The organism is Nostoc sp. NZL, from assembly GCF_015714705.1.
Taxonomy (GTDB): domain Bacteria; phylum Cyanobacteriota; class Cyanobacteriia; order Cyanobacteriales; family Nostocaceae; genus Nostoc; species Nostoc foliaceum_A.
The window spans coordinates 1-19851 of record NZ_WBKL01000212.1; the positions used below are offsets into that span (position 1 = coordinate 1).

15 protein-coding genes and 1 pseudogene are annotated in these 19851 nt (G+C 38.5%); 2 read left to right on the forward strand and 14 right to left on the reverse strand.

The genetic code is table 11. The annotated features are described in order from the left end of the window. The 13 genes and pseudogenes from F8R90_RS31975 to F8R90_RS32035 form a co-directional block, all read right to left on the reverse strand. A pseudogene (locus F8R90_RS31975) lies at positions 1 to 156 on the reverse strand (ISKra4 family transposase); the annotation flags it as partial. Between the two features lie 19 nt (positions 157 to 175). Further along, the gene (locus F8R90_RS31980) at positions 176 to 1366 is read right to left on the reverse strand and encodes a DegT/DnrJ/EryC1/StrS family aminotransferase (protein WP_196514079.1); all 1191 of its coding nucleotides are present in this window, start codon (positions 1364 to 1366) and stop codon (positions 176 to 178) included. A gap of 13 nt (positions 1367 to 1379) precedes the next feature. Then, positions 1380 to 2393 (reverse strand): ATP-grasp domain-containing protein, encoded by a 1014-nt coding sequence (locus F8R90_RS31985; RefSeq protein WP_196514080.1) that lies wholly within the window; start codon positions 2391 to 2393, stop codon positions 1380 to 1382. A 40-nt stretch (positions 2394 to 2433) separates the two neighbouring features. Then, entirely contained in the window at positions 2434 to 3774 is a 1341-nt protein-coding gene (locus F8R90_RS31990; protein ID WP_196514081.1) for a phenylacetate--CoA ligase family protein, read from the reverse strand. A gap of 23 nt (positions 3775 to 3797) precedes the next feature. Next, the gene (locus F8R90_RS31995) at positions 3798 to 4481 is read right to left on the reverse strand and encodes a sugar transferase (RefSeq protein WP_196514082.1); all 684 of its coding nucleotides are present in this window, start codon (positions 4479 to 4481) and stop codon (positions 3798 to 3800) included. A 596-nt stretch (positions 4482 to 5077) separates the two neighbouring features. Then, positions 5078 to 6319, reverse strand: a complete 1242-nt coding sequence (locus tag F8R90_RS32000) for a glycosyltransferase family 4 protein (RefSeq protein ID WP_196514083.1) — start codon at positions 6317 to 6319, stop codon at positions 5078 to 5080. Between the two features lie 85 nt (positions 6320 to 6404). Next, positions 6405 to 7550, reverse strand: a complete 1146-nt coding sequence (locus F8R90_RS32005; protein ID WP_196514084.1) for a glycosyltransferase — start codon at positions 7548 to 7550, stop codon at positions 6405 to 6407. 3 nt (positions 7551 to 7553) lie between these two features. Beyond that, positions 7554 to 8807, reverse strand: a complete 1254-nt coding sequence (locus F8R90_RS32010; protein ID WP_196514085.1) for a hypothetical protein — start codon at positions 8805 to 8807, stop codon at positions 7554 to 7556. A 121-nt stretch (positions 8808 to 8928) separates the two neighbouring features. Beyond that, the gene (locus tag F8R90_RS32015; protein WP_196514086.1) at positions 8929 to 10332 is read right to left on the reverse strand and encodes an O-antigen ligase family protein; all 1404 of its coding nucleotides are present in this window, start codon (positions 10330 to 10332) and stop codon (positions 8929 to 8931) included. A gap of 48 nt (positions 10333 to 10380) precedes the next feature. After that, positions 10381 to 11532 carry a glycosyltransferase family 1 protein gene (locus F8R90_RS32020; RefSeq protein ID WP_196514087.1) on the reverse strand — a complete coding sequence of 384 codons (1152 nt, stop codon included), beginning with the start codon at positions 11530 to 11532 and terminating at the stop codon, positions 10381 to 10383. A 13-nt stretch (positions 11533 to 11545) separates the two neighbouring features. Further along, positions 11546 to 12844: a lipopolysaccharide biosynthesis protein gene (locus F8R90_RS32025; RefSeq protein ID WP_196514088.1), complete on the reverse strand. Its 1299-nt coding sequence runs from the start codon at positions 12842 to 12844 to the stop codon at positions 11546 to 11548. Continuing rightward, positions 12831 to 13901 carry a glucosamine inositolphosphorylceramide transferase family protein gene (locus F8R90_RS32030; protein ID WP_196514089.1) on the reverse strand — a complete coding sequence of 357 codons (1071 nt, stop codon included), beginning with the start codon at positions 13899 to 13901 and terminating at the stop codon, positions 12831 to 12833. Before F8R90_RS32030 ends, F8R90_RS32025 begins: the two co-directional genes overlap by 14 nt. Before the next feature lies 1 nt (position 13902). Then, complete coding sequence (locus F8R90_RS32035; RefSeq protein ID WP_196514090.1) at positions 13903 to 15918, reverse strand: polysaccharide biosynthesis protein; 2016 nt, start codon at positions 15916 to 15918, stop codon at positions 13903 to 13905. A 1534-nt stretch (positions 15919 to 17452) separates the two neighbouring features. On the opposite strand from F8R90_RS32035, the gene F8R90_RS32040 reads away from it, so the two are divergent. Together F8R90_RS32040 and F8R90_RS32045 are read left to right on the forward strand one after the other, a co-directional pair. Then, positions 17453 to 17605, forward strand: a complete 153-nt coding sequence (locus tag F8R90_RS32040; protein ID WP_196514091.1) for a hypothetical protein — start codon at positions 17453 to 17455, stop codon at positions 17603 to 17605. Positions 17606 to 17765: 160 nt separating this feature from the next. Then, positions 17766 to 18716: an RpoD/SigA family RNA polymerase sigma factor gene (locus F8R90_RS32045; protein ID WP_196514092.1), complete on the forward strand. Its 951-nt coding sequence runs from the start codon at positions 17766 to 17768 to the stop codon at positions 18714 to 18716. A gap of 907 nt (positions 18717 to 19623) precedes the next feature. Here the strand turns inward: F8R90_RS32045 and F8R90_RS32050 are convergent. Next, positions 19624 to 19761, reverse strand: a complete 138-nt coding sequence (locus F8R90_RS32050; RefSeq protein ID WP_196514093.1) for a hypothetical protein — start codon at positions 19759 to 19761, stop codon at positions 19624 to 19626. Positions 19762 to 19851: the final 90 nt, after the last annotated feature.

Consider the following 19851-nt stretch of genomic DNA (forward strand, 5'->3'; position numbering starts at 1 on the left):
GGCTATTTCTGGGCCGACATATTCCAATATTTGGCTACGAACTGTTTTTTCTATACCTTCGAGGTCTATTAACTGACTCTTATCAGCTTCCGAGTACAGTAATGTTGCCAGTTCTTGTAAGCAGGCTTTGATCCGTTCTTGTTTCTCTTGGCTCATAGTCAGCGATCGCACAGGGTTATTTCCTTCTACATTTTCTCAGAAATGGTAAATCTTCCAAAACTGGATGCTCCCGTTCGGTATTATGGTGAATTGCTTTAATTCCATTAATAACTCTCTCTAAATCTTTATATGTAAGATTTGAACCAGAAGGCAAACAAAGACCGCGTGCAAATAAATCTTCAGCTACTGCACCTCCAACACTTTCGCACTCAGCAAAGACAGGCTGGAGGTGCAAAGGCTTCCAAACAGGACGAGATTCAATTTGTTGTTCGGCAAGTGCTAGACGGATTTTCTCTCGGTCTGCACCAAAAGCTTGGGGATCTATTGTCAAACAGGTTAACCAGCGAGTAGCGCGTCCATAGCTAGTTTCTGGCATAAATTCTATACCTGGCAGATTTTTCAAAGCAGAAGCGTAAATCTCAAAATTGTGTCGTCTTGCTGCGACTCGTTCACTCAAAACATACAATTGACCACGACCAATAGCAGCCAAGACGTTGCTGAGACGATAATTGTAGCCAATTTCTGAGTGTTGATAGTGAGGAGATGGATCGCGTGCTTGGGTTGCCAAGAAACGGGCTTTTTTTACCAATTGTGGATCTTCGGAAACTAACATCCCACCCCCAGAACTAGTAATAATTTTATTACCATTAAAAGAGTAAATACCAATGCGCCCAAAAGTTCCAGGAGCATGACCTTTGTAGGTGGCACCTAAAGCTTCCGCAGCGTCTTCAATTAAGGGAATATCATACTGATTACAAGCTTTTAGAATTGGCTCAATATCTGCACTTTGACCATACAAATGTACAAGTACCACCGCTTTAGGTAATTTGCCAAGATGGGCGCGTTTCTCCAATGCTTCCTCTAACAATTCGGGATTCATGTTCCAGGAAGTGCGATCGCTATCAATAAATACTGGTCTTGCCCCTAAGTAGGTAATTGGATTAGCGGTAGCTATAAAGGTCAGGGTAGAGCAAAAAACCTCATCTCCTGATTCAACTCCAACTAATTGGAAAGCTAAATGCAAAGCCGCTGTACCAGAACTGACAGCCGCCCCATAGCCGGCTCCAGTGACTTGACAAAATTCTTGCTCGAAAGCATCTACGTGTGGGCCAACTGGTGCAATCCAGTTGGTATCAAAAGCTTCTTTGACAAATTCTAACTCGCGATCGCCCATATGCGGAGTTGAAAGAAGGATTGGTTTATTCATAATTTTTTATTTTTTACCTATGAACAGTGACAAGGCGATCGCATTTTGCACTCATTGTATTAGTTTGAACCTTCAGCCATTGCTCGTTAGAATTTTCCCCATTTGCCCAAGCGATCAATGCTGCTGGAATATTTGCTCCTGCTACATGAGAAAATGGATATCCACCACCAAAACGTGGGTTCATTTCCAACACACACGCACTTTTTTGTCCCACAATTACATCACAGTCTAGGTTGCCAATATGTCCTATGTTTTTGCCTATTTTTTCACCTAGCTGTCTAAGAGCTTCATGCTCAACAGTTAATGCTCGATCTGTTTCTCCGGCTCGCATACCTAACTTTTGTTTAACAAAAGTAGTGATGTAATTTCCATCTAAATTATTAATAATATCTAAACCATATTCTTGTCCCAATATCTTTTCTTGAATCAGGATATACTCATCAGAGCCCGTAGAGCTTATATCTGCCAAAAATGATTTACATATCGTTTTTTTTACACGACGATATGCAAATTCCAATTCTTCATCATCTTCAGGATATTCAATCCCAATCGATGCACTTCCCCATCGAGGTTTAACGACTAAAGGGAAAGATACTTCTTGATGATTTATGGCTTTTCTCACCTCTTTAATAGAAAGGTAAGTTTTGGGGACAGAAATACCCAAATCATTTAAAAATTTAAAACTAGCTAATTTGTCAAAACAAATATCAATTACTTCTGAAGAAGAAATTACTGGAATAGTCCCTATCTTGATAAAGCGATCGCGTTGTTTTGCTAACAGCGGTAATTCTAAATCATTTAGTGGTATCAACAAACGAACTTGATGTTGTTCACAGATATAAAGTAGTTTGTCAAAGTAGTCATCATGATTTACAGGTGGCAACAAAAAACTTTTATCTGCTTCCTGTAATGCTGGAGCTTCTAGACTAGCATCCCCAACAAACACCAGACCTCGATTTTCTAAAGCTTCTTGAAAGAACTTTACAAGGTAATTTCGTCTTCCCACACAAGTCAACATGACATTCATAAATATCAACCCTCTGTAGCTGATGGTATTTCTGTAAAACTTAGGTATTAGATGAGGTCAATACCTCTTTTGAGGGATCATATAAGCTAACGATGTATTTTCGCTTGCCAGAATTCAAAACTGGAATTTCGTCAACGTAATCAACCTTAATGTGAGCATCTGTGCCTAATATCTGCTTCAGTTTCTCAATAACAGATTCTTCTTGTGAGAATCTTTCGTTAACACAAAGACGGAGACGGTAGCGAGTTTGCTCTTCTTGAATAAACTGAAACTGCTTCATCACACCTAACCTACCCAACGTCTCAAATATGCCATCAAATGCAAATATCATCAGTCGTCGTCCAGCAGTGTCATATACCGTATCGACGCGGCGACCTTCTAAGGAATAAAGAATTGGCGTTGCAAATTGAGGGCAGTCATTTGGGATAATAGAGCCTATATCCCCCGTGTCATAACGGATCATCGGCAGTGCATAGTTATAGAGATCAGTAATGACAATGCGCCCAGGTGTGCCTGGAGATGTAGGTTCATCCCGATCCAAAGCGAGTGTTTCAAAGAAATAACTGGCAGTGTTGAGATGGAATTGACCACAGGCAGGGCATTCGTGGGACAGTACGCCACACTCTTCGTTGGAGTACCTTGACAACACTAAACAGTCGAAAGCCTTTTGGATAGTATCGCGCATATTTGGGTAAAGCCGCTCCGAAACACATAGTACTCCCTTCACACCAAAATCTGTGGAGGTATCTCCTTGAGCTATAACATGGCGAGCGAGGTCATAAATGACAGAGGGGTTGCCAATGAGTATCTTAATGTTCTTGTCCTTCAGGAGTGTGAGGCGTTGTTGCTCGGATGAGGCGAAGTCTATGGTGTTCAGACTGAACTCAACCTTGTTTTTTATCAAGAGTGAAACCATGTTCTCTCTATGTATTGAACCTGCTGCTACGACAAATGCATATCGAGTGCCAACATAGTATCCAATAAGAGAATTAAAGTAGATCAATTCTGCCAAAACTCGTTGGCGTTTATTTAAATTCTGAACGATCTGAAAAGGAGTTCCAGTCGAACCACTAGTTTGCACTATCCTAAGTTTTCTGCCCTTGAAGACTCTTGACTCAAACTTTTCAAATGATTCCCTGATCATATTCTTATCGACTACAGGAAAGTCTTCAAGCTGACCAAAAGCATCATAGTTTTTATAAAAATCTGTTGTCTGAACTGCATGGGTTAAGAGTGATTTTAGCTGCTGGGCTTGATGTTCACCTAGAAGAGATACATCTGCTGTCACCTGTTGAATATTGCAAAGGTGGGTGTAGATGGGTGCACCCTGCATATAATCTAGTCCCCAAAATAAAGCTTTGCGTGCATTTGTAGCGATCATACAGTCCTTATTTTTTGATTGTTTTAGTGCTTTAGTTCCAAATCTATAGGCTGTCCTAACTGCTGTTGACGGCACTTAGCAAAATCACCTTCTAGATTTGTATCAATATCAATATCGCTACGAACAATTACTTTCCAAACAGTCATGAACAAGATGTAAATATCTAATGCTAAGGACTGCTTCTCAACATACTGGACATCGAGTTCCAGCCGGTCTTCCCACAGCAATCTATTGCGTCCATTAATTTGGGCTAATCCAGTGATTCCGGGAAGAACTGAATGGCGCTGACGCTCTCGTGCCGAATAGTATGGTAAATAGTGAACTAGTAAGGGGCGAGGCCCTACAAAAGACATATCTCCTGTAAACACATTCCAAAGCTGGGGAAGTTCATCGAGGCTAGTTTTGCGCAAAAACTTGCCTAAATTTGTGAGCCTTTCAGCATCAGGTAATAACTCACCATTAGTCCCACGCGCGTTTGTCATTGTGCGGAATTTATAGCAGGTGAAAAGGCGAGTATCTTTACCGGGACGTTGTTGGGTAAAAAGAATTGGGCGACCCATACGAAGATAAATAGCGATCGCAACACTCAATAGCACAGGAGAAAGAACAATTAATGCGATCGCTGCTGTGACTTTATCTAATATAGACTTGATGAGTCTACTATTCTTTGTTAAACGACGATGGACTGGGAAATTTATAGTCTTCATAAATACACCCTTCGCTCCAAGAATCGAAATAAATAGGAAAGAAGATATGCTATACAGGATGAAGTGAAAAGCAAGTATATGCAGATATACACACTGGTTATTTCAGGGCAAACACAAGTAAAAAATGAAACACTTGCTGAATAAGGATCTTGATGAAAAAACAGCCTAAATTATGAAACGTCCAAACCCTTGCTATTAAGTGATTCTTGTACTTTAGATGCGTTTGCCATGCTGGTTGCTTTTTATAAGTTCAAAATTGCCGGAATAGTTTTCGTTGCAATTACTAATCTTGACTAATCATTTTAATGAATAGAAAGTAAGATATATATAAATTGCTTTATTTTATTTGCGGCGATTACCATTACTAATTAAGTAAGTGGGTTTGATTTTTTAAGCAACTTAAACCAAAAGCTGAATTGGTATTAGTAGTTTTGAGTTGTTAACAATTACAATTAATATAACTGAAATTAGAAAATAAGTGTTGCCAGTTTGGCACTATTCTTAGTTATAGCCAATTTAATTGGCTGGCACGATCTTATCCTAATTATTCTAAACTCAATTGATTTAAGAATCAATTAAGTTTAGTCAAAGATTTTTTAACCTGCTTTACCTACCACAGAATATGGATTTGCTAAATTTTCTACAAAATTTGCATATTGCTGGTAGATTGTATTTCCATCCATATTATTCTTGGCATATTTCAAACCCACAGTTCCCATTTCATGTAATAACTTGCGGTTTGTATTCGATTGCAGTAATGCATCTGCTAATGATTTGGGATTTCCTGCCTCATACTGCAAGCCAAACTTATATTCTTTTAATATTTTCTGGAAATTACCTTTGATTGAAGAAATAACTGGAATACCCAGAGAAAGATAATCGAAAACTTTATTTGGAAAATTAGATGGCCAATCTGATGTAAATGGAACCAAGCCTACATCAGATTGCCGCAAAATAGGTAGAGCAACTTCAAAGTTTAAACGGCCTTTAAAGTTAACATTTTTTACACCTAGAGTCTCGGCTAGCTGCTTAACTTTATCGTAGGTAGGGCCATCTCCAATCAGAGTAAACTTAATTGGCTGGTCAGCACAAATTTCTGCTGCTTTAATCACGGTTTCTAAATCATAAAAATGACTAAAGTTCCCGATATATGAGACAGTTAAAGGCATTTCCAAGTTCTTTGGTTTCACCTCTGATATTTGTATAAAATTACTGTCAAACCCTAAAGGCAATACTAGAGAATCCGCCTGACTCTGGCACTTCCTAAAGTCAAGCAGATAATCTAAATATTCTGGAGAAACTGCCACTAGTCCCTCGGCAATATCAGCTGCCATTTTCACCTTTTGTTTTAAAGAATGAAGTAGAGTATCGCTTAAAAAATTCCTGATTGAGTGAGGAAATACAGATGTAATTGCCTTTGGCCAAGCATCTTGCATATCCACTATTCCTACAGCATGGGTTGCGGCACAGAATTCCATAGCAACACGAGATGATTCAATCGGAGGAATACTTGCTATAACTACATCAACGGGTTCTGATGCGTGCAGAGATTTTAAAGCCTGGGAAACTCCACTGGCATAGATACGATGGCTAATAATACGTTGCAAAGAAACGTTTTTATAATAAGGGGGCACATGAACAAAAATTACTTTTAAACATTGTCTTTCATCAGTTGTTATTTGGCTCCTATATTGTTTAGTACTGTGATCAAAATCAGCAATAATCCAACTTAATCTATGTCCTCTAATAATCAGTTCATCAACTAGCATGGTGTATCGATGGCGTCGCTTACTTTCCCAAGGTAGTGAATCAAATGGATTAACAATGACAATATGCATTTTTTGTCTCCTAAAGGTAATTTTTTGGGGTTTTTAAGAATTTATCCAAAATTCTATTGAGCAGCATCTCAACACTTATTTCTCATTAAATGTTTTCGTTGATGATACTTTTATACTCTTTTAGTAACTGCATACTAATGTGTGACCAAGAGTATTTTTTCTCAACTAAATTTCTTGCGGCCTGTCCACGGACTGAAATTTCTGATCGGGCAGCTAGAACGCTAGAAATACCTTTAGCAATAGCTGCTGGGTTTGGTTCAACCTTCCATCCAGCACCAGCAGCCTCCACCTCTTTTGCCATATTTGTCCCAGGCGTAAGGAGGCAAGGTAAGCCATAAGAAAGAGCCTCCAAAACTGCAATTGGATGTCCTTCAAAGCGGGAGGTGTGTACAAACAAATCTGTACTGCGGAAAACTTCTTGTTTTTTCTCCTGCCAAACTGGATCTTTCAGGTGGATAAGATCCTGAATTTGATAATTCTTGCTCATCTCCTGAAGTTTGATCTTACTTCCCCCAATATCAGAACCATATAAGAATATTTGAACTTTAGACACTCTCAATTGTTCTTGAATCATTGCACAAGCTTCTAACAATCGGTCTAATCCTTTATGGTGGATGTCGAGGCGGCCCAAAAAGACAAATTTTAACTCAGTTTTGCTACCAGGTTTAGCTAATAATTTATGGGGTGGTAAATCTACTCCATTACCAACTACAAATACTGGAAGATTCCAGATTTTTCTGACATCAAATGCTTCTTCATCGGTTAAACAGTGCAGCGCTGCTGCATTTTGTACCATCCAATTAAAAAATAAAAGGTTACCTACCTTTTTCTTCAGATACTTCTGCTGTTGTGCTCCCTGCGTCATCCCACCGTGAGGTGTAATTACATAAGGGATTTTTCTTTTCACAGCCTCATAGGCCAGTAGAGTATGCTCCCAGATATAGGTACTATGGAAAACAATCAGATCCGGCTTATTCAAAGGTTGAGGCATTGATGCGATCGCAGGGTAACGCGGCAGATGCCGGATAGAATTAACTGGATAGAGTTCGGGCTTTTCGTAATAACCGTGTGTAGAAGTAGTTAAAAGCCCAGTTTGTATACCTAGCTTTAGAAGGCTATTAATAGATGGAGGTATAGCAAATGCTAATCCTGAAATCTGATTGTGGGTAATAGGTGCAATATGTAGGATAACAGTTGACTGCATTTGTCGTTTCTCAACGAGAAGACTCATCAGTTACTCCTTTGATAATTGGTAGATATGGACATCTCCTGCTTGAATCAACCCACTCAGCTTTCCATCTTCAAAAACCATACCTGATGGTCGTCCTGGGAATACTGGTTGTGCCAAACCTCTTGCTTTAGTAGGAATCATAATGGAAGCATTTATACTTTCTTTTGGAGAAGTATTGAGTACCACAACATAAACTAAGTTTCCGTATACCCACTCTCCTGCGTACAAATCATCAACTTTGGTATCAAGCTGAGTTAATTTTCCTTCTAGGAATACTGGACTGAGTTGTTTGACTTCGGGTACTAACGACTTCATTCCATTCCATAAATCGGTATTTTGCGATAAGTCCCATGAATTTTCTCCAATAAAAAAAGAGTAATAAATAATGCCTTTAACACCAGTGACTAGTGCTCCATAAGTCATGTTGTATATTTCTTTAAAGGTAGGAGGACGTGAATTTTCCCAACTAAAAGTTTGTAGATTTGCAATAATGGAACGATTGTGTGGCGTACCATCTTCATTTTTAGTGGCATTCAACATATTGTAATAATTGCGACGTAATGGTTTTTTCTCATTGGGATTGTTAGATATCGGATAAGATTGAAAACCAACTACATCCACAGAGCCAATAAAATCTATAATCCTATCAGAAAAACCACTAATATATGTAATATGATTTGTGTCCAATGCCTTGATTTTATTGTGCAATTTATGTATTTTTTGAGGAGTATAAGCATTGGACGGAGCATCTACATCATCTGCAAGATACCATCCTAATAGTGCAGGTTTGTGCTTATATTTATTAACAATATCTAAAAATTTTTGATTATTAATCTTTGGATGAACATAATGTGGAAGAACATAAAGTTGCAACCGTTCGGCTTCATCCAGAACTATTAGTTCATCATCATAATCGTCAGTGATGTCAGCATGAATAACATTGAATCCAGCGGCAGCAATATTTTCTAAATCGGTTAAGCGCTTTATCTTATTAGCAGAATACCAATCATGATAGAAGCCTAATGGAAAAAATGGTTGATCATTAACCATTAGTGTAGCATCGCTTCGTGTATAAATATGAGAAATATTGCTCCTTGTATTTATCAAGTTATTTGATGCTATTTCTGGTCTACTATTATCTGCAATAACTTCAGCTAAAAACCTATTGTCCATATAATTAGCTAGCTTGTAAGGAAGTGTAATCAATATGCTTAAAAATAATGCGATTACTATTATATTTTTCCGGCTTATCTTCATACTTGCTCTTTTTGAAATATTAAAAACTTCTAATTTGTATATGCTTTAGAGATGGATGCAATTAAGCATAGATAAATTGCTAACTGTAAAGAATGTAAATGTTATAAGTAATTTCTGAATACTATATAATTTTCATATTTTTCAATTTGTTAGTTTCAGAATTAGGCAGAGCGATGGCTACAGAACACAGATACAATCCTAGAAAGTGACCAAAAGCAGGAACCGGATAAAATGTCTCTTGCGTTGACGAAGAAAGTAACAGCCCAATTGTCGACCAAAAAATTGCTTTTTCTGCAATTTCATATTTGTATAATAAGTTGAGTATTTTATAAAACAAAAAACAAAATATGAATAAACCTAAAATGCCATTTTCTATAATTACATGGAGAGGTAACATATGAGCGCTCTCTCCCGATCCCCAATAATCCCATGCTGCTCCAAAGCCTATTCCAGTTATCGATAACATAGGCTCTTTGCTCAAAAAGTTAAGGCGTTCTTGCCAAATTTCGTCTCTTCCGCTTAAGTTATCTGCATTGCTAGCATCTAATATTGTTGATTGGCGTTCCAAAACTGAGCTTTCAGTAGCGTTCAAACCCACCAAACTTATATTTGGTGAACTAAGAACAAAACCAAAACTTATAAATATTACTGCTGTTATCGTAATTAAAATGCCAGTATAAGCTGGTTTTTTCAGCATATATATTGCTGCAAATATGAAAATTGTAAAAAAACCAGCACGTGATTCACTGAAAAAACAGCATATTAGTGATAATAATAGTAAACAAAAGTTCAATGTTACTTGTTTACCTTGCGCTAAATGTATTCTTAAAGTTACTAACATGACTACCTGAACTGCTACATAAGCATGGTTATAACCTATAGTTCCCCAACCTTTTCCTCCTGCCTTTTCTGCCAATACATAGTAATACCACGGGCCAGACCCATCGAGACTTTGAGGTAAATGTGCAATCAAAAGCCCCATAGGAAAAATCCCAGAAAAGGTAAGTAAAATTGACAAACAAACAAATATTAAAACAAAGGTAGTAATTTGCTTTAAAAGCTTAATTCTTTCTGTTGTTAAAGGAATCTTGGATGTTGCCCAAAATATACACACAAATTGCACTAGACGATATATTTGATAAATACCTAATTTTATTCCAAATGCATCACTATCTACTAAATTACTAAGATACCCAAGATGTGACCAAATACTCAACACCAAAATTACAATTAAAATCTTAATTAGCTGCTGATTACTGCTTGAAGCAGGGAAATTTTTCTGATTAATATTTAGTAAAAATGTTAATACTATTAACAGTACGGCCAAATCGGAGAAGTTTGGCCAAATTGCCCAAGGGCCAATTGGTAATATGGGAATTGTAAAGCCTTGGGATATTAAGTAAAAACATAAAGCAAAAAATAACCACCTAGTTTTTTTGATCTGCCACTGGAAAATATCAGAATTCTTTTTCCCTTGAGGAGAATTTATGTAATTCTGGTTTGCTTTTTTGATTTTTTTTAACATATTTTTCTTGTATTTGTTAACACGATAAAATTGAAAAAATCATATCAGCTAACCATATTTCTGAGACAGCTTTAAATAAAAATTCTCTAATTCTCGACCATTTTTTTGAATGTTAAATTGGCTTTGCTCAACCAAACTGAAGGCTTCCATATGTATAATTTTTAACTTTGCCTGTCTGGCAGCGAGAACTACTTCAGCCCAGCTAACAGATGGTTGCGATAGAGAAATTCGATGCATTAAAGGCTTAATCAAATCTGCTTCCTTCGGGACAATATCCGATAAAACACATGGTACTCCTGCCGCTTGTGCCTCAATTAACACTAGTCCCAATCCTTCATAAAGGGATGGAAAAAGAAACAAATCCATAGCGCCTAGCATGAGTCGAGGTACATCAGGACGAACGCCTGTGAAAATGACACGGTTTGCTAGACCTATCTGAATAACTTTTCGCTCAATTTCTGGTCTTAGAGAGCCATCGCCTACTAATAAAAGGTGCATTTTTGGTTCTCGCTTGGCAATCTCTGCGAAAATCTCTAAAAGAAATTGATGATTTTTTTGTTGCTCAAATCTGCCAATATGACCAATCACGAAGGCATCTATCGGTATACCAAGTTCAGTACGCACAGTAACTGGATCAACAAGAGCCTGGAATGGTTTTAAGTCAACTCCACAGTAAAGAGTTCGCCAACGTGGATCAGTTTGCCAAGCTAGACCGAATAAGTCTGCGGCTGCAATGCTACTAGCTGCGAGTCCTGTTGTTGCGTAGCGGGCAATCCACCGTTTCATTAAATCTATATAAAACCGCTTCTTCCATCCTGCTTTAGCCTGAATTGAGGAGGTATCAAGGTGGCTATGGGCAATGCGAACAGATACACCAACTTGTTGTGCTAGGCGAAGGACATACCCACTAAAGTGATGAACATGACTGTGAACAATGTCATAGGGGCCATAATCACGTAATATACGCTTGAAATTATGAGCGTATAACCAGGGTCGTGATGGATGAGGACAGGAAATCACTTTGCTACCAAGGGCGCAAATTTCTTGATCGTAAGCGCAGGGTTGGGTTGTGTGAACTAAGAAGTCCATCTGGAAGCGATCGCGATCTATGTGCCGTAAAATATGCATCAGCCAAGTTTCAATTCCACCTCGATTCATCTCACCAACGACATGAAGGATTCGCAGTGAAGGTTGAACCATTTCTTGATCCTGCTTATATGCTTTGCTTATGTCTGCGGAAAATTTGTAAAGCATGAAAAATTACTCCCAAGGTTAAAATTATGCGAACTATTTCCGCTATCATCAGTACGATCGCTGCTCCTACTAGTCCATTTGTAGGGATCAACCAAAAAGAAGCGATCGCACAGATACTAGTGACTATCACAAATAAAGGGATTTGAACGCGGAAGTATCTAGCAGCGGTCATTCCCTCCCCTAGAAAGGAGGATACATATCCAATCCCAGCAGTAACCATGAGCCAGATCAAAATGTCTGCATATTTGGCATACTCTGGTTGGTAGACAATACTCAGGATTTCCTGACCAGCAACATAAGCCACTAAGATGCTCGCCAAACCCAACAGGCAGCCAATCCCTACCAACTGGAGAAGAAGTTTTTGGTATTTGGTAACATTCCCCGCAGCGTAGTATTTTGCCAGCCTAGGACGAGCCGCACCGCCTAATGCACTGACTACCATGTTTCCTGCCACTATCAGGTAGGCAAGGGCAGCAAATACGCCCAGTTCTCTTGTCCCCAAATATTTCTCCAGAAAATAACGGGGAATATTAGCATTCAGGGAAATCAACATCATCACTAGACCTAGAGGTAAAGCCAGCCATATTAAATTTCTGACTGTTTTTAACTGCCAACGAGGTCTTAATGTCATTCCTTTCAGGGAATCTGGTATTTCACCCTCTGATGTACATTTATTAATTAGCCATTGACAACTAGGGATATCCCAAATAAACAGAACAAAAGCCCAGGCAATTACTAATCCCACTACTCCCCACAGAACACTACCTGATATGTAAATGCCCATACTAAGCATTAGCAAGGATAGAAGACCTTTCATCATTACGGATAAGGCCATGCGATCCATTTGTTCGTGTTGCTGGAGTAGCCCATAAAAAACATCACTGATTGATTCTATTGCCTTGCCTAAGCCAATCAGGATTATGACTAGCGCTGTCTCACCTCGATATCCTGTAGCCAAAGTAATTCCTACAATTGTGGGCAATGCTAACCCTGTCATCATCAGTCTTAAACCCAAGTAGTCGCTGAAAAGATAATGATTTCTAGCATCTGTTGATTGAATATTTCGTAGTTGTAAGTTGGTTAACATCACTATCGGTGCTGTTACTGCCAGTCCCAAGGTAAACTGCCCCACCATTGCTGGACTACCAAGTTTAGCCAAAACCACTAACATTCCCCATTGGCAACCTGAATAAACTAAATTACCAACAAAAGTCCAATAAAAATTATTACGTAGGGCTATGGGCTTATTTTGTTGCATTGGCTTTAGTCATGATTTTAATTTGTTTTTGGTGCTCCATACCAAATACAAAAATTATTTGATAACCATCTACACAGGCTATCCATTTACCATCGTCTAGTTGATGAGGATCAATCGTGTGCATTCCCGTCTTATTCCACCCATAACCACTTGCTTTAATGATTGGATTGTCTACAATTTGTTTTTCCTCATAATTAGTTGTTGTCAAATTTGTAATTTCAAATGCACGCACTTGATTACCATAAAAACCATCAACATCTTGGGTATATCGGAAAATTTTTTCATCAGAAACTACTACCCTACCTCCCGGTCTGGATATATTGAAATTTCCGTTGATTAGAGGGCTTTGAGGATGCTTAATCCAATTTCCCATTAAGTCATCAGCATAATAAAGATCCAAAACATTGCCTTTTGGTGATGTTGTAAATATCCACCACTTATCATGAAAATTAAAAATCGAATTATCTACATAATCACTACCATCAAGTAATGTTTTGACAAAATGCCATTTTCTGGGAAAATCAACTGCTTTATATAATCTAATCGCATTAGCTTCATAGCTTTCGGGAATCATATAGTATTCATCATCAACTTTGAATACATATGGATAAGACAAATGGAAAGGTTCATCAAGGATGATTGCTTGATAATTCCAATTAAAACCATCATCACTAGTAGCTAGTCCTATTTCTCCTTTGAGAGTAAGAGCATTTAAAACTTCAAAAAACATATACCAAGTCCCATTTTCACAAATCATAAATGGATCGGCGACAAAATGGGCTGGAACATCTGTGACATCTTTTGCAGTCAAAACTGGATTATTGAGATTATCTGGAGGAAATAAACTTAAATGTGATTTACCTGTGTAAATGCCAATTGACCACTGGGATCTCCTCCTCACAAAAGTTCTAGCTATTCTTTTTAATAAAGAAAAGTATCTCCTTTCTAGTAAATCTCGCCGATTTGATTTCTGCATTTTATTGTGATTAGGCTCATAAATTCTATTCATGTGTTTATCCAGTTTAAGTAAATGAATAGCAGGCACAGTAATTCCCAAATTATGCACCTTTTGTTTTTACATTGGACATCATAGTTACTTGTGCAGTTGACATGTTGGTATATTTGATGGGACTTTCTAAAGATTTATGTTTGTAACCTGGCACCACTTGCAAGAGTAATAGCATAAGTAAATCAGTATCATTTTTTGATGCCGCTCTCAACAAGGCTTCTACAGTATTATGCAAATTATTGGGAATAATTTGGCTTGCATTTTTGACAAGAAACAATTTTTCATGCTCGGTATTTTCATAATGTTCTCCCTCAATAAATAGCTCTTCAAACAGTTTTTCTCCAGGGCGTAATCCTGTAAATACAATATCTATGTCTTTATTGATTTCATAACCAGAAAGACGAATTAATTCTTTCGCTAAGTCAACAATTTTCACGGGTTCGCCCATATTTAGCATCAATACTTGACCACCACGATTCAATACCGCAGCCTGTAAAACAAGTTGCACTGCTTCCGGGATGGTCATGAAATAACGACAGATATCGGGATGGGTAACGGTTACTGGCCCACCTGAAGCAATTTGTTTTTTGAAAGTCGGAACTACACTACCGCGACTACCTAAAACATTGCCAAAACGTACAACAACATAGGGTTTACCACTTTGTTTTGCAGCTTGCAGCACTAACATTTCAGCAACTCTCTTGCTAGCACCCATGACATTAGTGGGATTAACAGCTTTATCTGTGGAAATCATCACAAAATTTTGAACATTGTATTGCAGCGCCATGTCCAATAAGTTTTTTGTTCCAAGCACATTGTTAGTAATTGCTTCTGGTGAATTTAATTCCATCAAAGGAACGTGCTTATGAGCAGCCGCATGAAAAATCACGTTAGGTTGAAATTGTTCAAAAGCTTGTTTTAGGCGATCGCTATAACGAATATCGCCAATGAAAGTACAAATACGAGGACTGTATCGCTGTGCTTTCCGAGCATTTTTGAGTATTTGGATCAGTTGTTCTAATTCTTGTTGGATATTAAATACAGAATTCTCCCCGTGTCCCATAAGTATTATTTCCGCAGGATGGCACTTGAGAATTTGACGGCAAAGTTCACTACCAATTGATCCTCCTGCACCTGTAATCAGTACCGTCTTGCCTTTGATAAATTTATGCACTTGCTCAATATCAGTCTGTATGGGTTCTCGCCTGAGCAAATCCTCAATTCTGATATCTCGAATGCTATCTACCCGCACACGATCATTGAGGATTTCATATATTCCAGGTAAGGTACTAGTTTGTATTCCAGTTGCTTTGCAAATATCTACGATTTCTCGAATCACATGACCAGCAACCGTAGGCATGGCAATGATAACTTTGTGGATTTGGAGAGATTTCAAAGTATCAGGAATTTGGTAGCGATCGCCTACTACTGGGATGCCACGAATTTGTACATTTAATTTCCGCGGATCGTCGTCAATGAAGGCAACAGCATGAAAGCCTAGTTTGGGGTTGCTTTGCATATCTTGTACAAGGGAAACTCCGGCACTACCAGCGCCAATAATCAATACCCGTTCCCGTGGATTAAATACTCCTTGACGTTGGATAAATCTTTCCACAACTCGAAAACTGAAACGTAGCATTCCTATGAAAATACACGACAATAATCCATCAATTAATGGCAGCGATCGCGGTAGTGTATCTATTACAAAAGGCAAGATGTGATAAAGAACATTAAATGCCATGTTTTGGATGACTATGGCAGCTACCATCAACATCGCTATATATGTCAGTTCCTCAACACTGGCATAGCGCCAGTAGCGCCTATAAAAACCGAAACTCCAAAATACAATTAGTTTAACTACTAAAAGTAGTAGAGTTGCAATTCCTAGTTGTGATATGTGTGCTTGAAGAGCGAGAGAGCCGTCTAAACGGATAATCAGCGTTAATAAAGGAGTAATTGAAAAAATAATGATATCAAAAACTAACAAGTGCGTATTTTTTAGCTCCAGCAGCTTTTTCAATAAATTGTGAATAAATTTTTGAAAGATTCTAAGTATGAGTTTCATACCTTCAAAGACCTCCTAAACAAGCTACAGAATCATCCTTTTTATGCCTAAATATTCATTTAGAGAATATTTAATCTCGTCAACTAACTTAAAAACGATGTTTGTATGCCTGGAACGTACTATTAAATAATCCTTTCTAATTCAAGGAATTGAAATTGGTAAAATTTTTGTTCATTTAATAATTTATAAATGAACAAAAATTTAATTTCTAAATCAATTCTTAGCTTCTAATTTCTGTCACTATATTACAGTTGCTTTGTCTATCAATGGACATAGTTAATAGACCTATTGTATAAGTCGAATAGACCCCCATTTATCCCCAGGGCTGATTCATTCGATCTCTTAGAGATTTTGTCAAGAGTATGAGTCATAAATTTGCTTGATTTGGTAATAGAAAAGCTACCACCTCAACGAGTAAATTTAAGTACAATCGCCATTTTCTTGTCCAATCAGATTTTTTAGCCACCTGATTTTTTTGCTTGAGACGCTTGTAAATCAGCGCCTTTTAGGGAATGAAACAGCCCTGCCTTATAAAGGGGGAAAACTTGAAATCTAGCCCCCTCACCTTGACAAGGGGAGGGTTGGGGAGGGGTGATTCAAGGATTTTTGCAAGAGGTCTAATAATCAAAGAAATACCCATGCAAACAATTTAGTTCAAGATACATACAACCTTAATGCAACAGATATTCCAATGATTTGAAGGGACAGAGAGGATTTGCTCCTAGCTACGGGATTTAGCTGGATGCATGGCGCAACTCTAATCTTTGCACTAGTTTGTATTGATGCTTGAGTTGTCTTAAGCAATTGTTTAATTGTTAGAGTTTACCTTGATAATTCTAGACAAGTTATGTCCTGAAAAATCGGATATTTAAACTAACCACTTTTGGTATCGAGCACCACACAGTAGTTTTGATTGATTATTTGTTTTGCAAGTTATTGACATCATTATCTTCATGCAAAGAGTGAATATCATATCTGAAAATGTATGCCTAATAACACGACATTGATAATTCATACAAAGTTCAAATTTGTGTAACCTAGCACTTAAAGCTAGTAATAACTACTTTGTATACAACTAAACGTAGCTATTGTTATTACTATATTGAACTATAAAATCTATACCAAATTTTAGTTGCATACGTCACGCCAAGTTGGCACAACTTTCAGGAAAAACGCATTTAATTTGTTTTGATACAATGTAACTGACATGAGTGAAAAAAGGAAGTATTATTAGGTTAGTATCAATGTAATAGATGTATGTAAAGAAGATTTGATTCTTTTGTCAAGATAATTTAGATGCGTTTCCCCTGGCACAACTTTTATAGGAACCGTTCCAGGAGATTAGAAATAGTAGTCTGCCAAGGCAACAATACTTGGTAGTGCATAGCTACTTAAAAATCAGGAAATAGCATGGTCAAGAAGTATATTGTGGATTTGAGCTGCTAATTAAAAAAGGTAAGCACAAGGCAGGAACCATCACCCGCGCGAACATTCCATTCTTCTGATTGCAATGAAGTGAGAAATAGATCAAGCGATGCCTAGGTTAGGCTACGCCTACGCGGACACTGTTCGAGTCCGTGTTTCAACACTGGAACGGACACGAGAGAGATTTGTCATCGGTGGGTTAGATTTTGCCCTTAAGGATGAACCTCATCCACCAAAGCTTCGTAGAAAGGAAAAAGCGTAACTGAAAAGCTACAGCTTGTCCTGATCCACCGTCTGGAAGCTTACCTTGTGGTGAGATCCGGGCAATTCGCATTATCCCATCCATTTAAATCAAAAAAATTGATTCGATTATTTGATTTATACTTTTAAATTCGTCTAATTATCAAAAAAAGTTAAGTTGTATGTCCAGCCTGAGTTCAGACATGGTTCGTATCTATTTGCAAGAGATTGGTCGTTACCCAATGCTGACGGCAGACCAAGAAATTGCTTATGGCAGGCAGGTACAGCAAATCATGGCAATTGAGCAAAGAAAAAATGAACTCACCCAACAACTAGATCGAGAGCCAACAATGGTCGAATTAGCTCTTGATATTGACAAAAGTGAAACTGAAATAGCTCAAATACAAAAGCTTGGTCAACGAGCCAAACAAAAAATGGTAACAGCAAACCTGCGTCTGGTGGTTTCGATTGCCAAAAAGTATCAGAAGCGCAATCTCGAATTCTTGGATTTGCTGCAAGAAGGGGCCATAGGTTTACAAAGGGGTGTGGAGAAATTTGACCCCAATCGCGGCTATAAGCTTTCCACCTACGTATACTGGTGGATTACGCAGTCAATCACACGGGCGATCGCAGAGAAATCCCGTACTGTACGCTTGCCAATTCATATCACCGAACAACTCAACAAAATTAAGAAAGTACAGCGAGAACTATTTCAGACACTGGGTCGTCCAGCCAATGTTGTAGAAATTGCTGAAAGTTTAGACTTACAACCAAGCCAGATTAGGGATTTTCTCAGCAACTCTCGTCAGCCAATTTCGCTAGATGTAAAGGTCGGAGATAACCAAGACACAGAACTCAATGAACTTTTACCAGATGAGGGCATATCTCCAAACGAACATATCACCAAAGAACTTCTGCGCCAAGACATGAATAATTTGTTAGCATCACTTAAACCAACTCAGCGTGAAGTATTAGTTTTGCGCTTTGGATTGGAGAATGATCAAGAACTAACTTTGGCTCAGATTGGAGAGAAGTTGAATGTGAGTCGAGAACGAGTTCGCCAAATCCAGCAGCAAGCAATCACTGTTCTACGTCGTCAAAAAACTGAAATTAAACAGTATTTATTTTCCTGAAAGATGCCTATTAACGAATATTGCCTAATTCACAGGTTGCAAAATTTTTCTCCCCACCAGACCAAGATGATTTGTCACCTTTAGCACCCAATTTCAATTACCCTACCGTATATGCTGTACTTGATCCTAAATCTTTTGTGAGCAAGCTTTTCAAGGCTTAACGGGAAAAGTCAAATTCTGTGGACAAATGCTTGATCGCAATCGGGTAACGGTTCAAACATGGTTACGACCATATTGCGATCAAGCAATGGAAGAGTTGTAAGAGAAAAAGCGATCGCTAGGAAGACCTAGAACAATACCAACTTAGGTACAACAGATACTCGACAAGCAATTAAAAAACTCACAAGGGTTTGATAGTTACGGTGCAATCACAAACAGTTAGGAACAGTTTGGGACACTAGACTGTCTGGAAGCTCTATAGATAAAGGCTTCTAGCCTTTCAAGCGCCATCGTGTTATACGTCATATCATGTCCAGTTGAATGCTTGTCATTGCGTACCGCCCTTGGCGTTCCCGCAGGGTACGGAGTGTTCGCGGAGCGTCTCTTAGAGTTGCAATCGCAGAGACCTTGTGATTGCAACTCTTAGAGACGCTGCGCGAAGGTTCCACTACGTTGCACTCGCAATGACATATCACAAGTAATTTACCGGACATGATATCAGATAGCACAAATTTGTTACCAAGGCAATTGAGATAGTGGAATATCAACGCTTTCACTGCCAATGCACTGACTGCGGTATTGTTTGTGCTATCGAATGGAGCTATGAAATAATACCTAGGCGGTTTGGGTCTTTCAGTATTTCATGTCGCTTCATGTGCTAATAATCGCCCACGTTATAGCGGTTCCCACACAGATGCGGTACAACATTATATCGCCAGGTGTAGGGGCACGGCAGTGCCCATACGTGTCAACTTAAGCTAAAAGCCTTTTCAAATCTCGTTTCCAGCCTCTGGGCTGGAAATGCTGGTACTGGCGGCAGAGCCGCCAGCAAGGGAGGCGGAGCCTCTAGGACGGCATTCCCAGTCGGAGACTGGGAACGAGACAATATCTAAAAGCTGGTTATAGACTGGTTTTTACGTTAAGTTGACACCAATGGGCACTGCCGTGCCCCTACGGGTGTACCTCACGTAAACGA

Bases quoted from the DNA above. Each gene is read 5' to 3' on its own strand.
- F8R90_RS32040 (WP_196514091.1), top strand. From the start codon at position 17,453: ATGCCTAGGTTAGGCTACGCCTACGCGGACACTGTTCGAGTCCGTGTT.
- F8R90_RS32020 (WP_196514087.1), bottom strand. From the start codon at position 11,532: ATGGTTCAACCTTCACTGCGAATCCTTCATGTCGTTGGTGAGATGAAT.
- F8R90_RS32015 (WP_196514086.1), bottom strand. From the start codon at position 10,332: ATGTTAAAAAAAATCAAAAAAGCAAACCAGAATTACATAAATTCTCCT.
- F8R90_RS31980 (WP_196514079.1), bottom strand. From the start codon at position 1,366: ATGAATAAACCAATCCTTCTTTCAACTCCGCATATGGGCGATCGCGAG.
- F8R90_RS32045 (WP_196514092.1), top strand. From the start codon at position 17,766: ATGTCCAGCCTGAGTTCAGACATGGTTCGTATCTATTTGCAAGAGATT.
- F8R90_RS32025 (WP_196514088.1), bottom strand. From the start codon at position 12,844: ATGCAACAAAATAAGCCCATAGCCCTACGTAATAATTTTTATTGGACT.
- F8R90_RS32035 (WP_196514090.1), bottom strand. From the start codon at position 15,918: ATGAAACTCATACTTAGAATCTTTCAAAAATTTATTCACAATTTATTG.
- F8R90_RS32000 (WP_196514083.1), bottom strand. From the start codon at position 6,319: ATGCATATTGTCATTGTTAATCCATTTGATTCACTACCTTGGGAAAGT.
- F8R90_RS32010 (WP_196514085.1), bottom strand. From the start codon at position 8,807: ATGAAGATAAGCCGGAAAAATATAATAGTAATCGCATTATTTTTAAGC.
- F8R90_RS31990 (WP_196514081.1), bottom strand. From the start codon at position 3,774: ATGATCGCTACAAATGCACGCAAAGCTTTATTTTGGGGACTAGATTAT.
- F8R90_RS32005 (WP_196514084.1), bottom strand. From the start codon at position 7,550: ATGAGTCTTCTCGTTGAGAAACGACAAATGCAGTCAACTGTTATCCTA.
- F8R90_RS31985 (WP_196514080.1), bottom strand. From the start codon at position 2,393: ATGAATGTCATGTTGACTTGTGTGGGAAGACGAAATTACCTTGTAAAG.
- F8R90_RS31995 (WP_196514082.1), bottom strand. From the start codon at position 4,481: ATGAAGACTATAAATTTCCCAGTCCATCGTCGTTTAACAAAGAATAGT.